Annotated in this window: 18 protein-coding genes and 1 pseudogene; 7 read left to right on the top strand and 12 right to left on the bottom strand. The window is 55.5% G+C overall.

The annotated features are described in order from the left end of the window. Nucleotides 1-107: 107 nt before the first annotated feature. Both MUG98_RS09485 and MUG98_RS09480 read right to left on the bottom strand, forming a co-directional pair. Nucleotides 108-521 carry an EamA family transporter gene (locus MUG98_RS09485; protein WP_265111889.1) on the bottom strand — a complete coding sequence of 138 codons (414 nt, stop codon included), beginning with the start codon at nt 519-521 and terminating at the stop codon, nt 108-110. 700 nt (nt 522-1,221) lie between these two features. After that, nucleotides 1,222-1,467 carry an MBL fold metallo-hydrolase gene (locus tag MUG98_RS09480; RefSeq protein WP_265112438.1) on the bottom strand — a complete coding sequence of 82 codons (246 nt, stop codon included), beginning with the start codon at nt 1,465-1,467 and terminating at the stop codon, nt 1,222-1,224. Between MUG98_RS09480 and MUG98_RS09475 the strand changes: the two genes are divergently transcribed. Beyond that, nucleotides 1,444-2,520, top strand: a complete 1,077-nt coding sequence (locus MUG98_RS09475; protein ID WP_265111888.1) for a DUF4397 domain-containing protein — start codon at nt 1,444-1,446, stop codon at nt 2,518-2,520. The two genes, MUG98_RS09480 and MUG98_RS09475, sit on opposite strands and share 24 nt — an antisense overlap. 161 nt (nt 2,521-2,681) lie before the next feature. On the opposite strand, the pseudogene MUG98_RS09470 reads toward MUG98_RS09475, so the two are convergent. After that, a pseudogene (locus tag MUG98_RS09470) lies at nt 2,682-2,957 on the bottom strand (Lrp/AsnC ligand binding domain-containing protein); the annotation flags it as partial. Nucleotides 2,958-3,128: 171 nt separating this feature from the next. Beyond that, a complete protein-coding gene (locus MUG98_RS09465) occupies nt 3,129-3,311 on the bottom strand; it encodes a recombinase family protein (RefSeq protein ID WP_265111887.1) in 183 nt (60 codons plus the stop codon). 90 nt (nt 3,312-3,401) lie between these two features. Between MUG98_RS09465 and MUG98_RS09460 the strand changes: the two genes are divergently transcribed. The 5 genes from MUG98_RS09460 (at nt 3,402) to MUG98_RS09445 (ending at nt 7,454) form a co-directional block, all read left to right on the top strand. Continuing rightward, on the top strand, nt 3,402-3,899 hold the full coding sequence (locus MUG98_RS09460; RefSeq protein WP_265111886.1) for a hypothetical protein: 498 nt from the start codon (nt 3,402-3,404) through the stop codon (nt 3,897-3,899). Nucleotides 3,900-3,909: 10 nt separating this feature from the next. Beyond that, entirely contained in the window at nt 3,910-4,716 is an 807-nt protein-coding gene (locus MUG98_RS09455) for an HNH endonuclease (RefSeq protein ID WP_265111885.1), read from the top strand. Nucleotides 4,717-4,885: 169 nt separating this feature from the next. Further along, nucleotides 4,886-5,377 carry a DUF8162 family protein gene (locus tag MUG98_RS25645; protein ID WP_486606253.1) on the top strand — a complete coding sequence of 164 codons (492 nt, stop codon included), beginning with the start codon at nt 4,886-4,888 and terminating at the stop codon, nt 5,375-5,377. A gap of 231 nt (nt 5,378-5,608) precedes the next feature. Further along, nucleotides 5,609-5,974, top strand: coding sequence for a hypothetical protein (locus MUG98_RS09450; RefSeq protein WP_265111884.1), 366 nt, complete (start codon nt 5,609-5,611; stop codon nt 5,972-5,974). Between the two features lie 298 nt (nt 5,975-6,272). Continuing rightward, on the top strand, nt 6,273-7,454 hold the full coding sequence (locus MUG98_RS09445) for a PQQ-like beta-propeller repeat protein (protein WP_265111883.1): 1,182 nt from the start codon (nt 6,273-6,275) through the stop codon (nt 7,452-7,454). A 681-nt stretch (nt 7,455-8,135) separates the two neighbouring features. On the opposite strand, the gene MUG98_RS09440 is transcribed toward MUG98_RS09445, so the two are convergent. Then, nucleotides 8,136-8,966 (bottom strand): IS5 family transposase, encoded by an 831-nt coding sequence (locus tag MUG98_RS09440; RefSeq protein ID WP_265112437.1) that lies wholly within the window; start codon nt 8,964-8,966, stop codon nt 8,136-8,138. A 485-nt stretch (nt 8,967-9,451) separates the two neighbouring features. Between MUG98_RS09440 and MUG98_RS09435 the strand changes: the two genes are divergently transcribed. Beyond that, nucleotides 9,452-10,669 carry a hypothetical protein gene (locus MUG98_RS09435; RefSeq protein WP_265111882.1) on the top strand — a complete coding sequence of 406 codons (1,218 nt, stop codon included), beginning with the start codon at nt 9,452-9,454 and terminating at the stop codon, nt 10,667-10,669. A gap of 131 nt (nt 10,670-10,800) precedes the next feature. Here the strand turns inward: MUG98_RS09435 and MUG98_RS09430 are convergent, their stop codons facing one another. The 7 genes from MUG98_RS09430 to MUG98_RS09405 form a co-directional block, all read right to left on the bottom strand. Continuing rightward, the gene (locus MUG98_RS09430) at nt 10,801-11,064 is read right to left on the bottom strand and encodes a hypothetical protein (RefSeq protein ID WP_265111881.1); all 264 of its coding nucleotides are present in this window, start codon (nt 11,062-11,064) and stop codon (nt 10,801-10,803) included. Between the two features lie 242 nt (nt 11,065-11,306). Then, nucleotides 11,307-11,630 (bottom strand): GYD domain-containing protein, encoded by a 324-nt coding sequence (locus tag MUG98_RS09425; protein ID WP_265111880.1) that lies wholly within the window; start codon nt 11,628-11,630, stop codon nt 11,307-11,309. A gap of 187 nt (nt 11,631-11,817) precedes the next feature. Beyond that, on the bottom strand, nt 11,818-12,027 hold the full coding sequence (locus MUG98_RS09420; RefSeq protein ID WP_265111879.1) for a Rid family hydrolase: 210 nt from the start codon (nt 12,025-12,027) through the stop codon (nt 11,818-11,820). 57 nt (nt 12,028-12,084) lie between these two features. Further along, nucleotides 12,085-12,765, bottom strand: a complete 681-nt coding sequence (locus MUG98_RS09415; protein ID WP_265111878.1) for an ATP-binding protein — start codon at nt 12,763-12,765, stop codon at nt 12,085-12,087. Nucleotides 12,766-13,101: 336 nt separating this feature from the next. Continuing rightward, nucleotides 13,102-13,209, bottom strand: coding sequence for a DUF7989 family protein (locus MUG98_RS25640; RefSeq protein ID WP_486606252.1), 108 nt, complete (start codon nt 13,207-13,209; stop codon nt 13,102-13,104). Between the two features lie 125 nt (nt 13,210-13,334). Next, a complete protein-coding gene (locus MUG98_RS09410; protein WP_265111877.1) occupies nt 13,335-13,634 on the bottom strand; it encodes a HalOD1 output domain-containing protein in 300 nt (99 codons plus the stop codon). A gap of 107 nt (nt 13,635-13,741) precedes the next feature. Continuing rightward, entirely contained in the window at nt 13,742-16,891 is a 3,150-nt protein-coding gene (locus MUG98_RS09405; protein WP_265111876.1) for a PAS domain-containing protein, read from the bottom strand. Nucleotides 16,892-16,956: the final 65 nt, after the last annotated feature.

Here is a 16,956-nt window from a genome sequence, read left to right as displayed (position 1 = left end):
AGCACGAGGACTCCGTTTGTTTCACGTCGAAATCGGTGAACTACCCGCTCACTACACATGCTTACTGTACACTCTTGCTCAGGCTACGAGTGCATAGACTCGGGTCATCACGTCGCAAGGAGGACGACTGCGGCAGCACCGAACGCGATGCCGAGGGCTTTCTTCGCCGTGACTGTCTCTCCCAATACGACGATGCCGAGGAGTGCACCACCGACGAGAAACATCCCGAAGATTGGAACGACGACGCTGACGGGGCCAGTCGAGAGCGCACGAAAATAGCCGACGACAGCACCAGCGAGACAGAGTCCTGCTGCGAGTGCGAACCCGACGGGCCGGCTCGTCACCGACGGAACTGACCACTCACCGAACAGGGCCGCCACAGTCGTCGCTCCTACGGCCAGTATGCCGACCGCAATCGGCATGACGGTGAATGTCGGCAGATCTTGGAGTGAAATTTTCATAAACAGGAACGCGAACGAATAACAGACCATCGCCAGCAGTGCCCATAACACGTAGTTCACAGAACCTTTCCCTCCAGATCAACTATTACTCGTCCTTGTCGGTGTGTCATACGTTCACGTGCACGTATGGAAACCGCAGAAAGAACCTTACTGACCAAGCGATGACTGAATTCGGTGCCAGCGTTCAGTCAGTCTACTGTACTGAGCATTCAGCCCTTCGCATTGATCGTGCTCCGCCTCGTGCTACATTCGCGCTATCTATTCAGCAGCCCAGATCCGAACTGACGAGCCGCTGGTAAGAGTGATGTGGTGAATAGAGAGCATGAAGTCAGCACGACGGTTCCTTTTGTTTCGCCTCTATCACGCTGAACCAGCCGCTCACTACGCCTGCGAACGAAACAGTACACTGGTTTCAAAAACAAAGCAGAGACTATTGGCCTGCTATTATAAAATGGCAGGAGTGATGGCCTCAGACACTCCCGAAGGCCCCAACCACTTGTGGAGGCCGTTAAGTATGGTATGAATTGGCACACAATATAAATCATCTGTATCGACCGATCACCTCTCTTGATGACTGCCTCCAGTTCGTGCTGCATTCGCGCCTTGTATCTCGCACGCCTCGTTCGACCCATCCAGTTCCCGTCAGGAAACGTGTGCAAGATACAGAGGATAAGCTCAGCACGACGCTTTCGTTTATTTCACGCTGAATTAGGTGAACCACCTGCTCAGTATATTTGCGAACTGAACGCTACTCGTGTTCTCATTTGTAGAGAAGGAAAGTGCGGTGGCAATTAGAAGACGAGAGTGGACCGCCTTTCTGCGTTTCACGCTCGCCAGTAAGAAACGCAGTCTCCTCCGGATGGGCGGCGACGATTGGATCGGCGCGTGCACGGACCTCTTCGATCCCGCCGACGTGGTCCCCGTTGTGGTGAGTTAGGGACACTAGCCAGATGTCCTCAAGTCCATAGCCCAGATCCGAGAGGTGGACCTCAAGGGCGTCGGCAATCCCTTCGGATCCGACGTCGACCAGAACGAGGCCACGTTCCGTCTCGACGGCGACGGGCAGGGCGTGGGCGTATCCGGATTATTCCATATCGGGTGGTTCGCTCGGACGGCCCAAAGCGTTGGATCTCGAGCCTCGGAACTGCATCGGCATGTGCCTGCAAGTGTTAGCACCATTACCTATATAACCGTTCATGATATTTGCATGACTGAAGATTGCGTGAGTCGACGACGAATTCTACAGATCGGCGGCGGCTTCGTGGTGGTCAGTGGCGTCGGAGGTACTACGGCCGCCTCGAGTGACCACGAAACGAACGACCAGCCAACCGATACTTGCTTCCAAACTCGAGTTGCACACCTTTCACCCGACGCACCCAACATCGACGTCTACGTCGACGGAGAGCGGGTCCGGGAGGGCATCTCGTACGGGACGGTCACCGACTACCGCGACCTCGCGCCTGGCACGTACAGGATCCAGATCGTTCCCGCCGGTGAAGACCCGGCCGAAGCAGTGCTCGATGAGACCGTCGAGGCCGGCGTGGACCCCACCCTCGACGGTCTCCTCGCAGTGATCGGCGAAGTGGCCGCCGAAAACCAGCCCCTCGAGGCGCTGTTTCTCGATGACGACAACAGCCCGGTCAATTCGGGTACCGCTCGCGTTCGCGTCCTCCACGCCTCACCCGACGCGCCCGCGGTGGATGTCGTTGCTGGTGAAAACGGGGACACGCTGTTCGAGAACGTCGCTTTCGGTGAATCCGGCTACATCGAGGTTCCGGAGGGCGAGTATCCACTCGTCATCTATCCTGCGGGTGACCGAGAGACCAGCGTCTTCGAAATCGACGTTTCCCTCGCCGGAGGAACCGTCTACTCCGCGTTTGCGATTGGCTACCTCGAGCCGGAGGGAGCACCCGCCGATGAGCCGTTCGAGATACTCCTCACGGAGGATTCCCTTCTGGATGAAGAGGTCGTCGAGCCGGACGAAGAGGAGCCAAAAGAAGACGAACCCGAGAAAGAGTCTGAAAGGGAGGAGAAGTGCGAGGGCAAGAAAGCTACGTGATACTGCCGGCTGCCCGTCGTGGAAAATTCTCGCTGCCATGTGGTAGTGAGTGTTTTCACGCAGGTACAGCCGAACGTATGAGCAAACGCGATACGTTTGCGATGTTCGAAGAACTCACAACTACACGAATGAGTTGATAGGAGAGCAGACTCGTCGAGACGTCATCCGAGTTGCTCGTCGAGGATGAGCCGCGTCTTCGTACTCACGACCCTTCTTGTTCGCGTACCTGCGTGATGAGTTCGTTGACGCCACGGGTGTCGGCGGCGTCGATGACGAGGACGATGTCCTGTTCGCACGAGACCTGCCAGATGAAGTCGACTTCCTCCCACTCGACCATCCGTTTTGTAACCTCGCGGATGCCGACATCGACCGCGACGCCGACCTCGATTATCGCCTATGACGTTCCACGCACGCGTCGAGATGGCAAATCGGGCCAGATCTCGTGCGACATTCGCGCTGTGTATTCAGCACGCGATTCCGAATATTTCTCAGTCCTGATAGACCGTCCAGCGTTCAATAAGCACATCTACCCAACGGCTGTTTCAGCGGGAAAGTTGTCGAACCAATAGGATTTCAACAGAGCCAAGAGTTCCGTAAATCCATCTCTGTCAAACGGGTCTGTCCCACCAGAGACGTTCCGGTTTTTTCCACTTAACAAGTTTGTACCCGTGTTCTTTACAGTATTCTTCGACGTCATCACGTTGCCCCTCAAGCGACGTTTCATCATCGTCATCTGCATCCGAGATCCGACCATAGCCGAGAACCCGGATACTGTCTGCTTCTGCGCTCATATTACGGTAGAGGCAACCCCTTTCTACGGTTTGTCTAATTTGGTTGATATACTGTGGGACTTAACATCCAGTGACAAGCAAAGAGACGGTATGGAATTCGACGAGGAGAGGGTGGCACTGTACGAAACGATCCTCGATGAACTCTCACCACCGGACGGTGAGGCTGTCTCCAGCGCTCACTTCGAGAAGGAACTCGAACTTGAGAACGCATATCAGGCAATCGAGGATCTCATCCGACTCGGTGAACTCGAGATCGTCAACACAAACTGTGGGCATGTTCGTGTCCGTCTGCAAAAGCCAGTCCCGTCGTCTACGCCCTCGACACGGTTAGAGGATTTTAGCGAAAATACAGTCTGGCTTGCGTATATCGTATCAGGAAGCAGTCCAAGACAGCGACGAGCACAGCGGTTGTTTCAGAATTTCGAAGTTGGCGAGGAACATTTGGCGAATATTAGCCATACCGACTCACTCGCACAGGTTCCGGGGTTAGAAGACGTCTGGTGTGAGGAGGTCAAAGGATTGTCCACAGAGTATGCTATACTACGGAAGGAATACGTATTCGAACAAGCCGATGATCCATGGCCATAAATTTGCTTAGATGACAATTATGAAATGGCCTGAATATGGTGAGAAATTCACAGCAAAAATAGATCGAATTAGCGGTTCTGGGAACGAGATAATCGAGACCAGTAAGGCTTCCATCAATATTGGGCCGGTGGTTAAGGGTAGTGAAGGGAAAGAGATTGAGGCTCTAAAGGTATCTGGAAACTATGCAAAGTGTCTTACAGACTCTGTCAAGTCACCAAATTACACCTCCGAGTTTCTCCGATTAACAAGAAACACGAGTCCAAAGGTACTACCAGACTTTTCGTCCGGTTATTCTGGTGGAATACAGACAGATGCCGATATTGAGTTCTGTGATAATTGTGGTACGTTGCTCTATAACGAGGGAGGGACCTGGAAATGTGAAAACTGCGACCAAACTGAATCTGATACTGATTCGGCACCTTCTGAGGAGGACCTTTCGCGTCAAGGTTCACCAGACGAACTTGAGAGACTTCGAAAAGAGGCTGAAGAGGCTGCTGTAGAGCAAATTACTGAAGGTTCAGTCACTAAACGACATCCGACCCCAGAATATACTCGTTCTTCAACGATCCGCCAATACGTCAAGGCTCGAGCAAACGGGTATTGTGAAGGGTGTGGGGATCAGGCTCCGTTCACCAGCAAGACAGGAGAACCGTATCTCCACGCTCACCACATCCACGAATTGAGCGACGGTGGTTCGGACACGCCGGATACCGTCATCGCTCTCTGTCCGAATTGTCATTATCATGTCCATCACGGAGAGGGTGGAGAAGAATACAACCAAGAGTTACTCGAAGTCGTCCAAGGACTCGAGCAGTGAGTTTGTGCTGGAGGCACATGTCTCAAATATGGTTATCGGAGGCTCTGTTGAAACCCTCAGTAGCTGATAGGAATGGCGTGCTGAATACAGAGGGATGAGTTCAGCAGGCTGGACTGGGTTGTGTCTTGATGTAAAAAAGTTTATCTATATGGCATATAATATATAGATAATGGGTGGTAACCTCGTCTCTCTTCTAATCTCTGAACTCCAATTCGCATTCATTGGTGCAGTTCAAGGCTTGGTTATCGCGGTCCTGTGGGCGCCGTTCTTGTTTGCGAAGCACTGGCGTAGATTATTTTCTTCTCTGCCACCTACTGAGTGGCAAATAAATTATCTATTTTGGATGCCACTTCCGGCAATAGTCTGGTATCTCATCTTCGGGATTGCCCTACGGGTTGGACTCAACACTGGGTCGTCAACGTCCTCGTCGGTTATGTTTACCGCCGGTGTCAACGCTATCGTCGGCGCAACGGTGGTTTCACTCCTTCTTTGGCCAATTCTACTGCTATACGTACTTCCAGCAAAGGGCTTTAATTGGCATGGCGACGAACACACGCCGACAACGGTAGTTCTCGTACTCAGTGGCCTCCTCTGGTATCTGCTAGTGCTTACAATTCCAGTCGGACTGCTCGTTTTCTTCGGTTCTTTACCAACTCATTGAGTAAATGACTAAGAGTGGTTCCACCACTTCTGAAAGATATGCGCTTTCTATTCAGCAGGAACTGAACGCTTTATTCAGATGCTGTCAGAATGAGCGTGCTGAATATAGAGAATGAGTTCAGCACGAGAACTCCGTTATTTTCGCCAACTGAATCCCGAATTAGACGATAGAATGTGCCTGCTTCGTGACTAATGCCCGTAATTTAATATATTTGAACGAAACGAGTTCGTCATGGTCTCCTCAAAGCGTATTGCGGCGGCATCGGTACTGATTGGCATAAGTGGATTTGCGTATTCGGTGCTGATCAGTCAAATCTTAATTGGAGCGAGGTTCACGCTTTCAGCGTTCGTTGTCGCGGCACTGGTGTACTACGGCAATGCCGAACGTCATACGCTCACTCGGGCTACGATCGCTGTTACGGTTGTCTATGGTGTTTTTACCGTCCAGCTGCCGATGGCTGTCATCGCCGCCTGTGTTGTCTACCTCTCTGCGTGGCTTACTGGACCAGACAGTCCATTCAACGCACCTGACACAGAGATATTCCCAGCTGAACAAGCAACTACCGAGCAGTCGGAATACAGTGATCGACAGTCCTGATTTCTCGTGTTGACCAGTCCGCTACTGTTCTGTACTGAGCAAATCGAGCTATCCCTGATCTCGTCACTGTGACGTGCTACATTCGCGCTCCGTATTCAGCACTACTTTAACAACATTATCGGAAGTTGATAGAAGCCGCTATGTTAGGTTCGTGTACCAACTTGTCGGCCCATTCACCATAGACGTGAGTGTAATCACCACCGTAAGGAGACTTCTCTGACACTCTCATCGCCTATATTCAACCCGACGTTACGCTCGTTCGGAAGGTTCTTTTTGCTGTCGAGGACACCGTAATTCGATGCCCTCACGGAGAGCCCTCCTGTCGGCTATCGGTACTGCTGCCTCCGTCGGAACGGCCGGCTGTGTCGGTCGGATTCGCCGCGAACTTGTGGGCTATACCCCGATCGAAGACCCTTGTGACAATCCAACTGGAACGTGGCCGACCGCCGGTGGTGATCCCGGACGCACCGGTCGGGCTGACACCGCTCCGCCAGCACCCGACGCCGCCGCTGTGGACCTGCTCGCCGCCGCCCGTGACGATGGTCAGCAGCAACATGCCTCGACTCTCCCTGTGGTCGCGGATGGAACAGCGTATATCCCCGTGACCGGTGGACTCGTCGCGGTTGACCTCGACGCGCCGATGAACGGGCCGATCTGGGATCGCGACCTCGACAACGGCATCACTGCCGTACCGGTGCTCGCCTGCGGGGCCGTCTTCGCCCCAGGAATGAACCAACTGGCCGCCCTTGACCGTGCATCGGGCGAACGGTACTGGCGAGCTGACGCCGTAAGTCACCACCGCAACGATGCCACTGCCGCGGCTCTCGACGACACCATCTACGTCGCTGGATTCAGTCCCGCCGCCGTCGACATCCGTACCGGAACGGTCCAGTGGCTCGAGGGTGCCGGCGGGACGCTGGCCCTTGACGACGATGGCGTCTACACGACTCGAAGTGACTCACAGATCAGCGGTATCTTTGCGTACGACCTGAACGGCGAGGAGCGCTGGCGCATCTCGGGTGAGTTCGTTGGGTCCGCCTCAGTCCTCAACGGAATGGTCTGGGTCGCCGACTACCGTGGGACAGCCTCTGCTATCGACGCCAGAACCGGAGAGGTGTACTGGTCCCGCTCGCTTTCTGGTGTCAGCAAAGTCGACTCCGGACTTGCGGTGGCTGGAGACGAGGTATTCGTTCCCGCCGGTACTGGGACCACGAGCGTGGCTCTCGACGCGACCACGGGCGAGATCCGCTGGGCCGTCGATACCGGCATCGTCACCGGCCGTCCGGTGGTCGGCGACGACTGGGTCGCGTTCGGTCGGACAAACGACGGGGTCAGCGTCTACGACCGATCGACAGGCGAGGAGCGAACCACCTGGTCGCGTGCGGAGCACCACCTCGGGACGATCGATGGGGTCGTCCCGGTCAAGGAAGGGTTCGTGATCCGGGAGGGATCCTCCTCGGGACTCTCACTGCTTCGCTGACTGATACGCATCTGTACTTAGCGTGGATTCTGTGTGTCCGAGAAGTGGAGAAAAGTTGGACAGGTAATCGTGGAGCAGCAGTCAATACAGGCATTTTAGCTCTATTGAAATCCTCAATCGTGCCACATTCGCGCGTTGAGTTCAGCACAGGTTGTTCCAACTACTCGGCTTCTGTCAGGAGCGGGGTGACCGACTCAGAGGATACATCCATCACGCCGAGTCTGTCAATTTCCAGCCAATAGTGGTCACGGAACTGCACCCAACATCCAGCAATTAGCGCTGTTTCTGCTCGTACTGGAACTGATGGACTCCCCAGACAAACAGACCAACGCCGGCTAGGGCGTAAACGAACCACGGTGGCGAAGGGGCATATCCAAACCATTGAGCGCTCCCATACACAAGAAGGGGAACTCCTACGAGAAATAGCAGAGTCGCTCGCTTTCGACTCGTATCTGAGGTGTCTTCACCGGATACATTTTGGGTCATAGTTCGTGTTCGTAGAACTTCGCTAATAACCTTCTTGAGTCCTTCAATAGACTCGACACATGCAGAATGAGGGCTGACCCGACTGCTGATTTATTGAATACATGCCTTGAATGTATCGTTCTGATTTCCAGACGAGTAAAAGCTGGTAGCCGATTTGCGCCCTGGGTCTTGTTTAGATGGTCGAAATCATTTGAGTTAGGCCCTGAGCGATTGTTCGATGTTTCTGACGGCGGCCTTAAGGACGAGTTCGCGGAACTGTCCGAACCACGTTCTTGCCTTAAGTGTTGAACCGAATCGCTTGCGTAACGCGAAAAACATCGATTCTGCGATAGACCGTTGATGGTAGGTTTCATCATCAATCCGAGCATTGTGTGTGGCATCGAGCGAGTAGAACTCACGATGCTTGATCACCGGTCTAATTCCCTCGTTTCGCAGCATCTGCCGGAGTTCATCCCAATCAAACCCTTTGTCGGCGACGACGGTTTCCACGTTGCTGAGGTTTCTTTTCAGGACTTGCCACGCAATCTGCGTGTCATGTGGTAGGTTCATTGAGCAGTGTACGTCGAGAATAGCTCGCGTAGAACAGTCTACGAGAATAGTGGTTTTAACCGACTCAAACGTTCCTTTGACGCGCTTTGCGTAGTTGTGGCTGGACGAGCGATGAGCGATGCTGGTTGAGTCGATTGCTTGTACCTCTCCGGTATCGAATAGTTCCGCCGACAGCTGCAGCAGCATCCGCCAGACGGGCATCTTGAGATCCTGTTTTCGAACACAAACGGTGGTGAAGTCCGGCAACTCATCCGGTGAAAGGCCGAGTTTGGCGACAATAGCTGGCATTTCTCGAAGAACGTCTAGCAACCGTCGGTAGGAGTGATCGAGGTATTCCCGAAGACCATGGATCGCTACGATCACCCAATCAGCGTAGCCACCCTTTCCTTTGCTGAGAGGTTCTTTCGAACCGCTTCCGACAGCTTTTTGAGACAATTCGACGCATCGTTCGGTGAAGCGGGCCAGTTTGGAGTGCACATCCACCTGTGCTCGCTTCATTTCCTAGAATTCCCGACATAGAGGCAATATTACTAGCGTCTAAACACGGCCTGCGCCCTGTATTCAGCAAGACCTGATCGAACTACCGAAGTGCTGTCAAGAACAGCGTGCTGAATACAGAGCATGAGCTCAGCAGGGCAGCCTCGTTTGTTTCACTCTGAAATCGGTGAACCATCCGCTCAGTATACTTGCGAATATTGCCAATATACGTCTGCGGAGTATGATAAACAAACTTTTAACACATTCGCTTCCACACCGATATATGACTGTAATAAAACAGGCTTTGCTCGGAGTTCAAACGACATTGATCGACATCTGGATGCTGGTTTTCTCTATCCCCCCACAAAACGCGAATGGATTCTGTCTCAGTATCATCTTCCTGCTTATCGGAACAATTGTCGTCGGTTCAGCGCTCTCATCCAGCTTATAACCATCTGCTACAGATATGTGATAACTGATTGACTATGATTGAACCATTTGTCACTCTGTTCGGGATAACCCTCCTGGAATTCGTTACGTTCCGAGTGTGGGCCCGATACGTTACTCGTGTGAATGACTCGTCACAGGAGACGAACCGTATTCTTCTCGCGTCGTTTGTCACGGGCGCCGTTATCGCGTGGGTGATAACGATAGCAAGTTTGCTTGGAACTGGAAGTCTAGAAGATACCCGCCGTGTGCTTTCGGTCGTCGGTGTTGGAGCGTATCCCGGTGCTGAGTTTCTCGCATGGTTGCCAACACTCGCTGGCGCGATCGTCCCGATCGTTGGCGCGTATCTTGGTGTATTCCCCTATACGTCTGCGGGAATGGATCCAGACGTTTCTCGACGAAATGCAGTTGAATATGTCGTTCGAGTCGCAACGGTTTTGAGCGGATTGTTCGTACTTTCCGCGCTCACTACCGTCGTTCTTTCGTCGTCTCTCACTGGCGTTCTTTCGCCGTATGGCGCACAGTTCGCGGCTGGTCTCGTGCTGCTCGTACTGTATGGCGTCTGTTGGTACGCCGGCACTCCACTCTGGTACCGCCTCACGGAACGGTCGGTGCCAATGGACGGATCTACTCGTCTCGGCGACGTCGTCGAAAACGTCGGTCTATCCGTCAACCGAATCGAACTCGTTCCCCGAGCAGCGTACAAACTCAATCCACGAGTTCCGTTCAATTATCACGCTGCCTCCGTTCGCGGCCCGCCCAGCTATCGTTGGTTGTTCGTGACCGGAAAATTACACGAAGAGGCGTCCAAAGAGACATATCGTGCTCTCCTAGCAGTGCTCGCGGGCATGGAACAGCGACACGTTCGCGAGTTTGACGTGACCACGCTGCTGGCGATTGTCACCGCGTTAACCCTTGGAATACCCGCAATCGCCGTTGGCGTGCTTCCATATGGATCTTCAGTCGGACAATTCGTAGTGCTCGTAGCGGTCACAACAGGTTTTATTATTGGGCGACTCACGATCGGGCGTCGGTTAGTGTTCGAAGCCGACCGAATCGCTGCCGATACGACGTCACCGAAGCACGTTCGAGAGGCGCTTGAATGGTTGCTCGAAGCGGACGTCGAGCCACCGTCTCGAGGCCCGTTCGGACGGTTGCTGATGATCCCGTCGGCGACGCGGCGGATCGAGGAACTAGACACAGTCAGATCTGGGAGTGGGACTGAGGATGGTGTCGGCGACACTACCACCGAATAGCCAGAAAAATCGTCTAATTTGGCTCTGTTGGAATCTGATTCTCCAGATATAATTTTGTCTGAAGCAGTTGTTACATAGATATGCGAACTGACCGCTTGGAATATCACTGAATTCTATTGTAACGTCATGGACTAATTCCGGAATGGCGGGATGAGATTAAATGCTGCTGCGGCCAGCAGACATGAGATAACAATGAATGTCCCGCTGATAGCCATTGAGGAATCGACAAAGAATCCTCTCACACCAATGAAGAGGGCTAAAAGAGAGAATCCAAGGAGGGCAATGGTTCCGATAGCGTCGAGTACCCCGTTTCTGACAGCACTCTGTGGCACACCCACATGTTCATCTCGATTTGTCTCAGTCGTTCCACCGTCCGTTTCAATATCGGGAACCATGTATCCAAAATTAGATGAGATAACATATAAGTCTGCTTCTGTCAGCTGTTTGTATAGTGATATTCAGCGCCAACTTCGGCCAGTACATCATCTGTACTGACCGATCACCGTCCTCCGCAGATTGACCTTCAGCTCGTGCCACATTCGCGCTGTGTATTCAGCAACGGTTCAGTGATCTCTACCAACATTGTCACAAGTAGCGTGCTGAATACGGAGGATATAGTCAGTAGGGCCGCTACTCTTTAGAGTGCGTCTTCGAGGATTGCGTCCCACTCGTCTGGCTCGAACACCTCAAACGCCTCTGTGCGGGCGAGGCCCTCTCGCTCGTAGGCGAGTTGGACTTTCGCCACAGTTTCACTATCAGGCGCGTCAACAATCGCGACCATCTCGTATTCGCCGAGTCCATAATAGAGACCTCGTATCTCCGTCCCGTACTCTTCGTTGATCTCTATCCCCTTCGCTCGTCGTTGCCGTGCGTCCTCAGCCGTTATCTTCCGCCCTTCTTCGGTTTTCTTGAACAGGACGATGTAGGTTGGCATTGTTGTGTGCTCCCGTTCGCGTTCCATACAACACGCACGTCGATTCCACCTCTCTACATGAGGAACGCCTCTCCCAATTCGTGACCCAGTATGTTAATGGTTACCAAGGACGGATTTCACCGACCATTGAGAGAAGTACTGCAATGAATCCGCGCTCTATATGCAGTACGGGTACTGAATATATAGGAAATTAGTTCAATCAGGCCGATTTGTTCTATTCTTCAAGTGGGACCTCTACGTCGATCTCGATGAGGAGTCCTTCGAGAGCCAGTTGGTCGACCCCGATTAACGTATGACAGGGGTAAGGGGAGTCGAAAAACTCGTCCCAGACAGAGATGACGTCTTCAAGACGGTCATGTGGTTTAACAACATAGGCCATGACCTTTGGGATGTCAGTATAGTCTTTATCGATCTCGTCAAGCAATATACCGACGTTTTCTCCCCTCGTCGACCAACAGTTTCCCACGGAAGAGAATTGGTCTTATCTGATCGCCGCTGTTGTGAGACGATCTGGTCTCGATCGATCCCAGATTGCCTGGAAGATTTGCTCGTGAAGCGTTGCAATCGGTAGTTCTGCACGGAAGGATAGCCACCCAGGTGTTGCACATTCGTCGTACATGTCAATGACGGTGGCATAGTACTGCCCATCGACCGCTTGATCAACAGTGTCCATCCGTGTCTGGACCGTGGTGAGGTCAGCATCCAAGTAAATCATCCGCCACGGTCGGGGAAGGAGATGTGAAAGCGGGATACTTGCCGACCCGTACACGTCATAGAAGAACTGGTGGTAGTACCGGTCAAACACCACGACTTGCCTCTTGTTGCGAACCTGGACGGAAATCATCCCAATTGTGAGCAGCGCGAACCAAAAACTAACGAGCCCGAACAGTACCCGTCGAACGAGGTAGAGTGAGCCATGTTCCGGCTCTTGGGGACGCGTTTTCCGTGGGCCGAGGTGTCTCCGGAGCCGGTTTGCATAGGGGATGTTATCAGAAAGATAGTACAGCGCGTGAACGTACTGCGCGTCGTAGCCGGTCGCTTGCAGGCGCTCTGTAAGGAGTTTTGCCTGGGTGGTTTTCCCGCTCCCATCCGGCCCAAGATGGCAATCGTGCGTGCTAGCTGTGGCATTCGATGAGAACCGATGGAAGTTCGCGTCGGACACGCATAGCCCTTCCTCCAACGTCGGAGTGTGACCCAGTACTACGTACCCTCGCTGTACGTAGTGGTTCGACACCGATCTCGTAACTAATATGCGCTTTGTATTCAGTACGGCTCGAAGTTCATCAGAGATAGTAGAATAATCCGCTTCCTTCTCACAATTTAAGACTCACGACACCCAATCTGCTCCATCGAGAGGACGAGATCGAGCAGCTTCTCCGACGATTCACGACCGACTCCCGCGACACGGATGCACTCATCTCGGGCCCAAGTGGCGTTGGCAAGACCCACCTCACGAAGAAAACCGTCGATCGACCGTCGGTGAGCCGACTTCGGGCAGTTACTCGTCGTGGAATTCGTGGCCGCGGTACCACACGTTGGTGACGGAGTTCCCGACCGGTGGGGTGTGGCTAACGTCTTTCATTGTCTGCGTGTGTTGTTCAGGCATGGATTACGTCTCGTACATGAGCACCCTATATAGAGATTCCGGGTGGTGGATAATTACAATATAATGTGTTTATACACCACTGGTTTATCGCGCGAATATCGAGAAACAGAAACGGAAGTCGCGTGTTACGCGGATTCGACTCTGATTTCGCCGTCAGAATCGACGGTTACCAGACAATCGTTGTATTCGAAAGTCACCGACCCCCCGGATCGGAGTCCGTCCGCCCGCGGCTCGAAGAGGCGCTCGAGTGCGTCGGCGTTGATCGAGTAGTGAAGCGGATCGAGCGCGGTGACGTCGTCGTTACAGAACGCCGCGACGGCGTCAGCCACGGCGACGCTGAGTGGTTCGTCGTCGAGTCGATCGTACTGTACGGTGTACGGCTCCTCAGTCGATACCGACGGCGATCGTGAAGTCATTTCGGTCATTGGATAGGTACCCCCATACGCTGGAAGACATTCGCCCTGTTTGCGACTCGGTGCAAAGAGGCTAACCGTTAACTGTATAGGCTGCGTTTCGGTCTGAGGTTAATCAATTAACCGTCAGGGACCGCGGTCGTGCTGTCGAACAGCGCGGTAAAGAGTTTCCCCTCGACGGACCGGACGTGTTTGTGAAACGCCGGGGCCGAAATGTCGAGCGATTCGGCGATCTCCTCGCCGGTCGTCTCCCGTGGCCACTCGAAAAATCCGCCGTGGAAGGCGGTCTGGACGACTTCTCGTTGCCGATCGGTGAGCGTCTCGAGCAGGGCATTTCGGCTCCGTGCGTCGAGCGACGTGTCTTCGGCCGTCGGCTGTTCGCGACGGGCGACCATCGACGCGGGGATCCCGTGGCGTTCGATGTCCGACAGCACCTCACGGATCTCGATCGCGTCCGGGACGTCGATGACCGCCCGGGCGGTCGTCCCGTCGGTCGTGAAGGCCCGCAACGTGGCACCGTGTGCGTCGACGATCGATCCGAGGAACGATCCGGTGAACTGGAGTTGCACCAGCGTCTGCGCTTCGATATCCGCGATGATCGACGCGTGCTCGATCCCGTCGACGTCGGCCGCCGATCCGTCGAGGTCGGCGCCGTCGATCGACCGGTCGACCGAAACGAACACGATCGTCGAGCCGTCTTCTCGCGACGTCGCCCCCTCGAACGTCAGCCGCGCGTCGAGTCGAGTCGCGAGTCGACACAGCGTGGACTCGCGGTCGAGTTCCAGTTCGACCTCCGTGCGATCGTCGTCCACCAGGGCGTTCTTGCGCTTGACCGCGTCGATCGTGTACGCGATGGTCTCCCCGAGTTCCGCGAGCGTCGAGCGAAGCGTCTCGTCGAAGACGTCCCGATCCTCGCCGTAGATCGTGAGGACGCCGTAGAGGAAGTCGTCGTAGACGAGCGGGACGGCGTACACCGACTGGAAGTTCCGAGAGAGGGCATCGGCACGCCAGGCACCGTCTCGGACCGCGTCGGCGACGTTTTCGACGTGGGTCGGCGTACGGCTTCGTGCGGTCCGGCCGGCGGGTTCGGCGGCAGTGTCCTCGACGGTCGTCACTGCAACCGAGTCGAGATAGCCCCGATCGAGCCCGGATACCGTTCGGGAACGGATCTGATTCCCGCTCGGATCGGGTTCGCCGATCCAGGCCATCGAGCACGACTCGAGATCGACCAGTCTGTCGCAGATTCCCTCCTCGATCTCGGTCCGGGAGTCGGCCATCAACAGGAGCTGTTCGATGTCCTGCCGGACCTGGTTGGCGTGGTTCAGTCGCTCGAGGTGGATGTTCTGCTGCTTGAGTTCGCGCTCGTGATCGTGGAGCCGTCGAGTCCGGCCGATCCGGTCGAGCGCAGCCTCGGCCGTCGTCGCGAACAGTTCCGCGAGTTCGACGGTTTCCTCGTCGTACTCGTTCGACTCGGGCGAGAGGGCGACGAGCACGCCGTGTTCACCCAGCGGTACGTAGAGGCCGCTCCGGACGGCCGACGCGTCGAACCACTGTTCGGAGGCGTCCACGTCGTCGAAGACGGTCGGTGTGCCGTCGACGAACGTCTGCCACGCCGACCCCCCGTCGGGTCCGAGACGAGGTGGTGACCCGATCGCCGACTCGAACTCCGCCGAGTACGCCGCCGGAACGAGTTCGTTGTGCTGCTCGTCGAACCGGTAGACGACGCTGTCGAGGTCGAGAACGTCGGTCGCGACGTCGACGATGTACTCACACGCGGCCTGTTTGGATTCGACGGCCAGGAGATGCGTGGTCGCCTCGTGGAGGGCGTTCAGCGCCTCCTGGTACTGGACTCGTTCGGTGACGTCGACGGCAACGCCGATGACCCGATCGATCGTCCCCTCTCGGGTGATCGGTCGGTACCAGCTCTCGAAGACGCGGTCGCGGATCCGCCGCTGGCGGTGGACCGACTCGCCGTTGAGGGCGCGTCTCGCGTCGTCGCAGACGTCCGGGTAGTTGTCGAACACCTCGAAGACCGAGTTGCCGATCACCTCGCCTGGCTCGATACCGATGTTCTCGAGGCCGCGCCCCTCCGAGAGCGTAAACGTGCCGTCGTCGTCGAGCACGTAGAGGATGATCGGGGCGTTCTCGACGAGCACCTGTAACCGTTCGGTCCGCTCGGCCAGTTCACGCTTGCGTTCGACGCGGTCGGTAACGTCGCGGAAGTAGACCGAAATTCCCGATCGAGAGGGGTAGATCCGCGCCTCGATCCACATGTCGTAGGGGTCGTAGTATCGCTCGAGCGTCCGGGGCTCCTGCTCGTCCATCGCCTCGAGCGACTGGCGCTCGAACTCCGTCTCCTGCATGCCGGGGAACACCTCGAGGAACTCCCGGCCGAGCAGGTCTCCGGGCTCGAAGTCGAGCAGTTCCCCCGCTCGATCGTTGACGTACGTAAAGCGGAACTCGGTGTCCAGAGCGAAGAACGCGTCCGTCACCCGTTCGAACGACTCGCCGAGTTCCTGCTGGACCCGGTGGAACTGCGTCACGTCGCGTATCGAGGCGATCACGCCCCCGACGACGGGGTCGTCGAGTCGGTTCGTCAGCACGGCCTCGTAGATGCCCCAGGTGTCGTCGTCGTCCAGGTACCGGTACTCGACGGTCCGCGTCGTGCCGAGATCGTCGTCACAGACCGCGTCGAACGTCTGGACGACGTCAGCCCTGTCGTCGGGGTGGACGGAGTCGATCACGTGGTTGCCGAGCAGTTCGGTCGGTTCGGCGCCGACGACGCGCTCCACCGACGGGCTGACGTACGTCACCTGACCCGACTCCGAGAGGACGGTGAGCAGATCCGACGATCGTTCGATCAGTGCGCGGAACCACTCCTCGCGTCGCTCGACCGCCGCTCGCGTCGAGTGGAACTGGATGGTCTGTCTGAGTCGATGGGCGAGCAATGGCGGGTCGTCGATCGTCGCCTCCGGGATCACGTCGGTGGCATCGTCGTCGAGGAGTCCGCCGACGTCACGATCGGCGTCGGACTCGACGACGAAGAGCACCGGTTTCGATTCGACGGCCGAGAGCACGGCCCGATCGTCCGTGAGGACGCAATCTGCGGACGCGAGTTCGGCGTCGTCGACGTCCGCGACCGGCCCACTGATCGTGATCGTGATCTCGTCGTCCTCGAACGCCGTCGAAACCCGCTGGCCCCAGTCTGACGAGCCGACGACGAGTACTCGCACCGGGATCGGCTCCGGACTCGCGAGACCGCTGTTCATATCTCCGCTGAGAGCGGTGCACGTAAAAACCTCGCGTCGATATTCAGCCTCTCTGACCGGTCGTC

The sequence above is a fragment of the Halosolutus halophilus genome (genome assembly GCF_022869805.1).
In the GTDB taxonomy this organism is placed as follows: domain Archaea; phylum Halobacteriota; class Halobacteria; order Halobacteriales; family Natrialbaceae; genus Halosolutus; species Halosolutus halophilus.
Note: the sequence above shows the minus strand (reverse complement) of the source record. Positions and strands in the feature narration are given on the sequence as shown.